General features: G+C 38.2%; 7 protein-coding genes. All 7 read right to left on the bottom strand.

Annotation, left to right across the window (positions count from 1 at the left end; genetic code table 11):
* The coding region (locus tag K8S13_RS12670) for a PhnD/SsuA/transferrin family substrate-binding protein (protein WP_291462978.1) at window positions 1-2,935 on the bottom strand (2,935 nt) is incomplete at its 3' end.
* Window positions 2,928-5,465, bottom strand: a complete 2,538-nt coding sequence (locus tag K8S13_RS12665; RefSeq protein ID WP_291462977.1) for a PAS domain S-box protein — start codon at window positions 5,463-5,465, stop codon at window positions 2,928-2,930. The genes K8S13_RS12665 and K8S13_RS12670, both read right to left, overlap by 8 nt.
* A 91-nt stretch (window positions 5,466-5,556) precedes the next feature.
* Entirely contained in the window at window positions 5,557-7,470 is a 1,914-nt protein-coding gene (locus K8S13_RS12660) for a methyl-accepting chemotaxis protein (protein ID WP_291462975.1), read from the bottom strand.
* Window positions 7,471-7,516: 46 nt separating this feature from the next.
* Window positions 7,517-8,032: a chemotaxis protein CheW gene (locus K8S13_RS12655; RefSeq protein ID WP_291462973.1), complete on the bottom strand. Its 516-nt coding sequence runs from the start codon at window positions 8,030-8,032 to the stop codon at window positions 7,517-7,519.
* Window positions 8,007-8,444, bottom strand: coding sequence for a hypothetical protein (locus K8S13_RS12650; RefSeq protein ID WP_291462971.1), 438 nt, complete (start codon window positions 8,442-8,444; stop codon window positions 8,007-8,009). The genes K8S13_RS12655 and K8S13_RS12650 overlap by 26 nt, the downstream gene beginning before the upstream one ends.
* 242 nt (window positions 8,445-8,686) lie before the next feature.
* Complete coding sequence (locus K8S13_RS12645; protein ID WP_291462969.1) at window positions 8,687-10,084, bottom strand: sigma-54 dependent transcriptional regulator; 1,398 nt, start codon at window positions 10,082-10,084, stop codon at window positions 8,687-8,689.
* 139 nt (window positions 10,085-10,223) lie between these two features.
* The coding region (locus tag K8S13_RS12640; protein WP_291462968.1) for a DUF3418 domain-containing protein at window positions 10,224-10,816 on the bottom strand (593 nt) is incomplete at its 5' end.

Here is a 10,816-nt window from a genome sequence, read left to right as displayed (position 1 = left end):
TACAAAGCAAAATTGGAATATTGGGCCTTATTTTAGTCAATTCAACTGCAAGTTTGTCCCCTGTCATATTGGGCATGGTCATATCTGTTATAACAATATCAAATTTATCAGGACTGGCTCGAAATGCCTCTAAAGCATCTGGGCTGCTTGTTCGAAAGGTCACATGATACCCCAATCGTTCCAGCATTTTTTTCTCTATCTGAATAACAGTATCCTGGTCATCAACTAAAAGAACGCGTTCAGTTCCTTTTTGGATAGGTGAATCAGATTCAATGCTCTGCACTGTCTCCTGTGGCTTGATTACAGGCAGATAAACCTTAAATTCTGTGCCCTTGCCCGGTTCACTGTAAACGCTGATATGTCCGTGATGGCCTTTTATAATGCCATGGGAAATCGCAAGGCCCAGCCCCGTGCCTTTGCCTTTTTCCTTGGTGGTAAAATAAGGGTCAAATATTTTGGATACGATGTCCTGACTCATACCAGAACCTGTATCTGCTACAGTCAGACAGACATGCAGACCCGGCATCATAGATAGGTCTTGTAAGTCTCCCACTTCCAACTCGATCTCTTTGAGTTTAATAGTCAGAGTTCCACCTGTTTTTTCCATGGCATGATAAGCATTTGTGATCAGGTTCATGGCGACCTGATGAACCTGAGTGGGATCTGCAATGATCAATCCACAGTCATTGTTGATATCCTGCCGAATATTTATAGTTGCCGGCAATGAAGAACGAATCAGCCTTAAAACCTCCTTGATAACAAGTTGCACCTTCAGGGGTTTTATTTCATTTTCAGTTTGACGGCTGAACGTAAGTATCTGTTGGACCAGATCCCGTGCCCGTTTGGCCCCGTTAAAGACCTCTGCAAGGTCGTCAAATAATGGGTTATCTTCTGGTACACCTTCCATCATCATTTCCAAATAACCAAACATTGGGAAAAGGATATTGTTAAAATCATGGGCAATGCCTCCTGCCAGCGTACCAATGGATTCCATTTTTTGGGCCTGTTGAAGTTGAGATTCAAGTTTTAATTTTTCTTTTTCCATCTCTTTTTCTTTTGTTATATCCCTGGCGCAACCGACTGTTCCAATCATATTGCCCTTTCCATCCCAGAAAGGGGCCTTATAGACATCAAGACAAACGAAATTTCCTTTAAGATTTCCAGTCTCTTCAAATACCTGTGGTTTTTTTGTTTCCAGAACAACCATGTCAGAATTCGTGCATACCTCTCCAAATGTATGATATTCAGGATTTTCAGTATGGAATTTTTTTTCCCTGGCGGCAAAATATATATCTGTTTTTCCAATAGGTTCATCAGTATCCTTGACATTAAGCAATTTCTCACAACAAATTTTGTTTACAAAAACAAACCTGTTTTCTAAATCTTTTGCCCATATAAGATCGGGCAGGTTGTCGCACATCAACCTGGTCATAGAGTATAGATGTCTTTGTCGGTCATGACTTTCTTTCAACATCTTCTCGGCCAGCTTTTGTTGAGTGACATCTTCAACAATCCCAACACCGGAAACAACGTTACCTTCCAATATAATTGGAATCCAATTAGCTTTAATTTTTGCTTTTTTTCCACCAGTATAAGATTCATATTCACCTTCATAATATCCTGGTTCACCATTTAAGGATTTGAAAACTTCTTTTGAAAACTTTTTATCTGGTATATCATTTATATCCAAACCAATAAGTTTCTCATGAGATGACCCGAAAATAGCGATCAGCGCATCATTAACAGCGGTGGAAACACCTTTTTTGTTATAATGGATGATTCCAATGGGAGCATTTTCAAAAAATAAACGATGCTTTTCCTCGCTCTCCAGCAGGGCCTTCTCAGTCTGTAGCCTTTCTATGAACTCTAACGCTATCTTTTTATGTGCTTTGTTAATCTTTTGGTTGAGTTTTATGTGTGTTGTGAGAAACCAGGCCAGAGCTATAAGTGTGACAAAATTAATTAATATCAAGAACCAGTATTTTTTCAAAACATCTGTCAGTGTAATTTTTCCAAAATCCTTATAAGGACCGATTTTTAATTCTTTCAAGCAATCATGCACAGACTGGTAGTTCAAAGGGATTGTCCATCCGCCGCATCTTGCAGCTTTAGCCGCAGCAGAATCCCGGGGTATACCGATCAATGCAATGGTAATATTTTCCGCCAGTTCATTAGAGATGTGTTTAAGCTTGGCAATAGGCCATTCCGGATAGCCTCGCGTGGAATTCATAGAAGCCAGATGCTCATTTCCCCCATCTTGTTCATGGATAACATAAAAGTCGTCCAAACTAATCTTGCCTTCTTTATGCATACGCTCAAGCGTGTCAGTCCGCACTGTCCCGGCATCTACTTTGCCATCTCGAACAGCATAAATGACTGCATCGTGGGTTCCGCCAAAACTAAGGGAGGCAAAGTCTTTAAACGGATTGATCCCGGCTTCTTTTAATTCTCTCCAGGCCGTTCTCCAACCGCCAAAGGATGCCTCTTCGACTGCCATAAAAGTTTTCCTTTTCAAATCACTGAGGCGCCGGATATCTTCGCGCTGTTTTTTGCAGAAAATGACACCGCCGAATGTTGTGGAAATTTTACCCAGCACCATATTTTTTACCGTAGCAATGCGGTTGATCTTGTACCGAATTTCGAATTCTACATAAAATGAAGGGTTAACCAGGAAGAAATCAATTTTTCCCTTTTCAACAACAGTGTGTATCTGCTTATAATCAATCGGTACTATTACAAATTTTTTTCCAGGGAGCTTGTTGCTTAGATATTCAGCAGTCAAAGACCATTTTTCTATGCAGCGCTCAGGTCCTCTTTTTGCCAATACGCCTATTTTTATTACAGGGTTTTCAGCCAATGCAGCACTTGTCACTAGAAAGACACCAATGAAAGAAAAAATAATAATTTTTCTCTTTAATATAATTAAATTATTCATAATTTTTTCCAATAAAAATATAGCTTTTATCCAGCACTTCACGTATCTTAGCAGCAAGATCCTTCATCACAATTGGCTTAATCAAAAAGCCTTTAATACCCGGCGATGCCGCCTTTTCTTTGGATATTGTTTTACTGAATCCGGTACAAAGGATAATCGGAATATCCGACCTGATTTTAATTAATTTTCCTGCCAGTTTATCCCCGGTAATGTTTGGCATAGTCACATCGGAGATGACTATATCAAATTTATCAGGTTGTGCTTGAAACATTTCTAATGCATCTTTGCTGTTGGTTAAGGCTGTCACATGATAGCCCAATCGTTCAAGCATTTGCTTTTCCATTCGGACAATATCATCCTTGTCATCAAGCAAAAGGACTCGTTCGTTTCCTTTTTGAATGGGTGAAATTATTTTATTTCGAGCTGTTTCTGATAATTCTTCTATCATTGGGAAATAGACTCGAAACTCAGTCCCATTCCCCGGTTCACTGTAGACACTGACATGACCATTATAGCTCTTAATAATGCCATGAATGACTGCAAGACCCAATCCCGTGCCCTTACCTTCTTCCTTGGTAGTAAAATAAGGATCAAATATCCGATCTATTACGCTCTGTTTTATACCTATGCCTGTATCCATGACTGTCAGGCAGACATACATACCCGGAGTCATGCTCTGGTCTTTCAGGTCTTCAAAGGTCAGCTCAATTTCTTTCAGAGTTATCTTTAACTCACCACCTGTTTCTTCCATGGCATGAAAAGCATTGGTACAAAGATTCATTATTACTTGATGAATCTGGGTGGGATCAGCAAGAACCAATCCACAGTTTTTATTAATATTTTGAGATATTTTTATGGTACTGGGCAATGATGATGCAATCAGTTTCAAAGCTTCTTTAATAACCAGTTGAGTTTTCAAAGGTTTTAATTCATAATTTTCCTGACGGCTGAAAGTAAGTATTTGTTTGACCAGGTCGCTGGCACGGCTTGCCCCGTTAAAAATTTGTGTCAGGTCCTTCTTAAGCTGACTGTCCTCAGACGCATCTTCGAGCAGCATTTCCGTGTACCCGATGATGGGGAAAAGAATATTGTTAAAATCATGGGCAATACCTCCGGCAAGAGTACCGATTACTTCCATCTTCTGGGACTGTTGAAGCTGAACTTCAAGCTGCTTTTTTTCTGTTATATCGATAAAACTGTCAAGCAGACACTTCTGTCCGTTCAGTGTTATTTGAGAAACGGTTTTTAAAATAGAACGCTTTTTTCCTTTTGCTGTAAGTAATATACGCTCTGAATGATCTATCTTTTGCCCAAGATCTGTAATGGGGCAGTTTCCTTTCTCCGAAGGACAGATATACTTATGACACACACGTCCAATAATTTGTTCTTTTGATGCGCCTATCATCTCCACAGCAGCCGGATTTACATCAATAATTTTATGTGTTTCAGCGGTAATAATTACAATACCCGTCTGTATTGAATCCAGTATGGTCTTTAACCGTTGTTCATTTTCTTCCAATACTGACTGGGCCTGTTTACGCTCTGTTATATTGCGGGTAGTTCCCTGAAAACCGATAAAATCCCCGGCATCATATAATAAAATTTTTCCTATTACTTCGCATGGTATTTCATGACCATCTTTATGGAAAAAACTACTTTCAAATGAATAAGTAATTTTATCAGGAAGACGATCCATCGCATCTGACACCTCATTCTCTATTTTTTTCATTTCTTTTGAGGAACAATGCTCCGATAATTTACCTTTCATCCATTCTTCAGGTGTAAATCCGAATTGATGGAAAATAGCCGGATTGATATATATGAACTCCAGGTCGGAATTCATCTGCCAGATACAGTCAACACCATTTTCCGCCAGCAGACGATACATCGCCTCGTTTTTCTGAACTGTCTTTGTCAGTTCTTGTTCTTTTTTCAGACCCAGCTCCAGATTATGAATAAGAATTGATAAAGCAACAATGACGATCGTATTCAGACATAGAAAAGTGGCTGTCAAGGGAAACCAGATTTCACTCACTCCGGGCATTTCTATCATCCATCTCAAATGACCTGCGCCTTCCAGCCATCCGATGGCGATCATCGTAATGGCATTTAAAAATACAGCTATCACACCTGCCCTGGGCCCAAGAAGAAGAGATGCAATGATAGAAAATGAAAATAAATAGTGGCGGCCACTGCTTGCTACACCAATTGTCAGCAGAGCAAATACCCCTAATGAGTAAAAAACAAGCACACCGATCAGGGCACGTACTTTAAAAGATATGCCATGAATCAGGACAACTGCAATCAGTAAAAAATAAACAAGTGTGTAAAAGATGCTTCCTAACAACCATCCTGTCTGAATGGAATGGATCATGGCGACGGTGTAGGGAAAAATTATAAAGGCAACTGTACTCAAAAAAATAATATTGAAAATACGATGTCGCCAGACAGAGAGCAAATCCTGTTCAGAAAATTGAGGTGCATCCCAAAAATAGTGATGTATATTTGTAAATAATTTATTTTTTTTCATTAGCTAATACTTTCTATAACAAAGCATGTGAGATATGAGAAGCAGAATCGCAAATGGCTTTTTCACTACTCATATCTCGATATTCAGCTATCTAAAAATCCTTAAAATCATCGTCATCATCAAAAGGTATTACCTGATCGGGTCTGACTTCATTTGCCCGGGGCAGCATTTTTTTGTCTGATACCGGAACTGAACCCGGTTTTGAAGCAATGGTCCTGGTTGCTCCCTGAAAAGACCCGCTGGCTTGTTCTTCTTTTTTTCCTGTAACAAGTGCAACAAGATCACCAACATAATCCTTGAGCTGTTCAGCCTGGGCATTCAATTCCTCAGATGCAGAGGCTGATTCTTCCGCATTGGCGGCATTCTGCTGAACCACCTTATCCATCTCAGTGATGGCGATATTAACCTGCTCAATTCCATTTGACTGCTCTTTGGATGCTTCTGTAACTTCAGCAATAAGTTCTTCAACCTTGCCTGTGCTTTTACCTACCTTAACAAAGGCATCGTTGGTGGTTGATACTATTTGTGACCCTTCATTGATTTTATTAACTGTATCTTCAATCAATACTGCTGTGTTTTTTGCAGCTTCTGCAGACCGCAGGGCAAGATTCCTAACTTCCTCTGCAACAACAGCAAACCCGGCGCCTGCTTCTCCTGCTCTTGCTGCTTCAACGGCTGCATTCAACGCCAGAAGATTGGTCTGGAACGCAATCTCATCAATGGTTTTAATGATTTTAGACGTTTCTTCACTGGCCTTTGAAATTTCTCCCATGGAAAGGGTAAGCTCATCCATTGATTCATCCGCGACACGGACAATCTGATTGGCTTCTTTAATAAGGGTATTGGCTTGTCCTGTATTCTCAGCATTTTTCTTGGTCATGGATGACATCTCTTCCATTGAGGAGGAGGTTTCTTCTATGGAAGCCGCCTGTTCCGATGATCCTTCAGCCAGGGACTGGCTGGCAGAAGATACCTGGCCCGAAGCAGCTGCCACCTGGTTGGCCCCTTCGGTCAGACCATGGATCAGAGTGTTTAATGCCTTGTTAATACCACGAATTATAAAGAAGGCAAGAAGCGCTCCAATTACAATCGCTGCAATTGCACCTATCATCAGCATAGTGTTTGCTGAAGATATCTTTGACTCCATCAGTTCCTTTTGCTCGGCACGTAATTTTTCACCTAAAGCCAGAATTTCCCTTGCGTTTTTTACCATGCCCTTATCCGCGTTTTCCTGTTCCCCTGTTAGAAAGACATAAGTATCAAAAGCCTTCTTGTATTCATTAATACCATTGACTATTTTTTCCAGAAGGGCAATATTTTCGGCATTCCTGAAATGGGATTTTGCTTTATTTACCATCTCTATCCCTTCTTCAATCTCTTTGTGAACTTCCTCTCTATATTTTTTGTCGTGCCGGATCATATAATTTTTTTCATTTATTCTGATCTCCTCCATCAACTGAACCAGATGGTTGGTCTTTTCAACTTTTTCAATTCTTTCTTCAAGCTCACTTTCATCAGCCCCGCTCTTTAAAGCTTCACCCAGCAGCTTTTCCTGACCGTTTTTCAGGTCTTGGCCTTCTGTCTGTATAATTCTTGCAGCCTTTACCATCTCTTTCTCAGCGGCTATTTTTTTATGATGGGAATCTATAAACCGGTTAAATTCCATTTCATACCCTTTTTTACCGGCAAGGCTCTGGTCAATCATTCCTCGATGAAGAGGGTTGTTTAATTTTGCTTTTGCCTCTTCAAGCTGGTGTGTAAGTTTTCCCAGCAGCTCTTTAACTTTTTCAATATATTGTTTATCTCCACGGATTATAAAATTCTTTTCCTGCTGCCTTATTTGAAGAACCTCTTTGACTACTCTATTGGCATCATCACCTTTAGTCACCCTGTCAACTACGCCTGTCAGACCATTGTAACCTACAAAGGCCATAATGCCTGAGATAATAATCAGTACTACAGCCAGGCTCGCAATTTTTGTTCCCAGTTTCATGTTCTTAAACATTTGTTGTCCTCCTGTTTATAACTTCAATTATTTAATAAAATATAAATTATTTAGCCGCCTCATTAACGGCTGAAATTTCTTTTGTCGACAGCACTCGATCAATATTAAGCAGTATTTTTACCCCGCCTTCTATTTTAGCCATGCCAAGGATGTAATGCGTATTAAGCTTAGTCCCAAAGGCAGGGGTCTCTTCAATTTCTTCGCTTTTAATATTCAACACTTCGGACACTTCATCAACAACAATGCCGATGAGTATGGTCGATTCTTGAGAATCAATTTCCACTACAATGATACAGGTCCTTTCGGTATATGGAATGGATTCCATTTCAAATTTTGATCTAAGATCAATGACCGGAATTACCTTGCCGCGAAGATTGATGACCCCTTTTACGAATTCAGGGGTTCGTGGAACTGATGTGATGGGCATCATTCCAATGATTTCCTTGACCTTAAGAATACCAATTCCATATTCTTCCTTTTCCAGAGAAAAAGTTAAATATTTTCCTGTTTTAATGGTCGTGGCTTTAATTGCCTGATCAATCGTCTCTGTTGTTTTTGCCATGTTTTTCTCCATTAATTTTTTGTTGAAGGTTGCCGATCATTTTTTTCAGGACAAAGTTTACATCCTTAAAATCACTTTGAATGTAACTGATGTACCTTGGATAAAGTTTGCATGCTTGAGCCATTGTCTCTTTTGCTGTGTCCGGTAATATTAAGATGATATTACAATCATTTAATAATTCTTTTAAAAAGAGAATATTTAAAAGATCCTTTTGAGTATTTGTTAGAATCAAAATAATTTTATAATGATTGTCAAGCTTCCGAAGATCTGATGAAAAGCTTTCTAAGGTTGTATGAATACTTATGTGGTCTTCAGGGAATAATGGGGCGGTCATATTTAAAATTTTTTTTTGTATAGGTTTATTTTTTCCGGAAAAAAAGATTAATCTGATGGAATGTTTTTTTGGGGTCATTTTTAGCCTATGGTAATTTTAAATTAATACGAGTTGAAATTCTTATATCGCAATTTGCATGCCAGAAGAGGATGACATGAAGAATATTTTAATTATTATTAATAATATTAAATACTTATATCTATTTTCATGAATGTGGTAAAATTATTTCCCGGCAAAGGCCTCAAAAAGGACATAAAAATATCATCTCATTTTTGAGATTCGTATCATTTTGGAGACTCGACGAAAACAGATGGGATCTTTTATTGGATATGGTGCTTTTTTAATTTTCTGTAAAGAACAGCTCGAGATATGCCGGAAATCCGGCATAATTGTTCTATATCCCCATTTGTATGAGAATATAGTGAGGTAAGATAATTTTTTTCTGTTTTTTCTATAACATCTTTGTATTTTAATGAAATATCTGCCGGGTTGTAATTTTCAGTTTTAATATTTTGCTTGGATTTTGTTATGGAAGCCCGGGTAACCTTGGCACGTATTTTTTGCGGCAGATGATATGCAAATAAAATTTCTTCAGATTTCGCAGCTAAAATACAGGATTCAATGGTATTGACCAATTCTCTTACATTACCCGGCCAATCATATTTAGTCAGCATTTCAATAAAATCCGAAGACAGTTTTTTTAACTCTATCTCGTATTGTCTGCATACCTGATCTTTATGAAAGATTGCTAAATCTTTGATATCTTTTTTTCGTTTTTTCAGGGCAGGCAATTCGATATTTAAAGTTTTTAAACGATATAATAAATCTCTTCTGAACCTGTTTTCATAGACCATTATATCAAGATCTTTATTGGTGGCAGCTATTACTCTGAAATTGCTATGGAGCTCTTGTTCTCCTCCAACAGCCCTGAATTTTTTTTCCTGAAGCACCCTTAAAAAAGATGCCTGGATAGATTTTGGTAATTCTCCGATTTCATCCAGAAATAAGGTGCCGTTATCCGCAAGTGTTACCAAGCCATTTCTTTTTTTATCAGCTCCTGTAAAGGAACCTTTTTCATGACCGAAAAGCACACTTTCAATAAAAGTTTCTGTTAAAATACTGCAATCAACAACAACGAAACTATGATTTCGTCTACTGCTGTTTTCATGAATGATCTTTGCAAATAGCTCTTTTCCGGTCCCGGTTTCCCCTGTAATTAAAACATTGGCGTCACTATTGGCAATTTGAGCGGCTTGCTCAAGACATAGCCTTATTTCATGACTGTTACCAATAATATTGTTTGATGTTAATAAAACCGGGGTTTTAGATATCTTTTTTTGTTCTTGAAACTGTAAGGCCCTTGATATTTGCAGTTTTAATTTTTTTATGGATGCTGGTTTTTCAATATAATCCCATGCCCCGCTCTCAATAGCAAGTTCTGCGCCATCAGGATCTGAGAACGCTGTCATTATTATTATTTGCGGGTGAACAGGTATTTTGACGATATCAACTATAATTTCAAGGCCATTGCCGTCGGGCAGATTCACATCAAGAAAAATAATATCAAATTTTTTAGAATAGATTTTATTTACGCCGTCATTTAGAGTAAACGCATAGTCTATCTCGTGTCCCAGTGATTCGACAAGCCGAGACATTGTCTGGACAACACCTTCATCATCATCAATGATTAAAATATTTGCTGTATGATTACTTTTCAATTTATGAGTTCACTTATTGCAGTTGATAATCTTATTCTTTGTTACCGGTTTTGTTAATATTTTGTCAATTCCTAAATTTTATTTTTTTCCAAAAAGATAGTTTCATTAAATTCGGACAATGCAATGGACAAATAGTTCATCAGATCATGGTAGAGAGTTTTATTAGAAATTGATCCAGCTTTTTGGTGGAAACTTTTACGCTTGTTTTCAGCTCCTGTGCAAACAAGGATATTTTATACTCTTCCAAAAGCCAGAAAAAGGCTTCAATTTGTTGGGATTTTTCAGGCGTTGAGTTGTCGGAAAGCGAGGATAAAAGAGTGTTTAAATGGTGTGTATAGCCTGCCAGTTGCAATGCTTTTTTTTCTTCTTTTAAAGGATTGTCCACCGCTCTTTGCGCCCGGATACTGATACAGGCAATGTACCGGTGAAGGTGCCTGATTCTTTCATATGTATAAAGATCGGTAAAATTTTCAGGCACAAGGTTTTTCAGCTCTTTGAAAAGAGCGGTTATGATGGCAGAGGTTTTCTGCTTTTTCTGGTGTTGAAAAGACAGTTTCTGGATGAGCTCAAAACAGGATTGATATGTTTTCCCAAGTTTAAGAATGGTTTTTAAAAATTTTTGTCCGGTATTGTACAGATATTTTAATTCTTTTTGGGCATAAAGTTCAAACTCTTTTTTTGTTCTGATATTTCTGGCAAACAAAGTGGTGGTAATCAGGTTAAATAAAGAAT

The sequence above is a fragment of the Desulfobacula sp. genome, from assembly GCF_021107415.1.
Note: the sequence above shows the minus strand (reverse complement) of the source record. Positions and strands in the feature narration are given on the sequence as shown.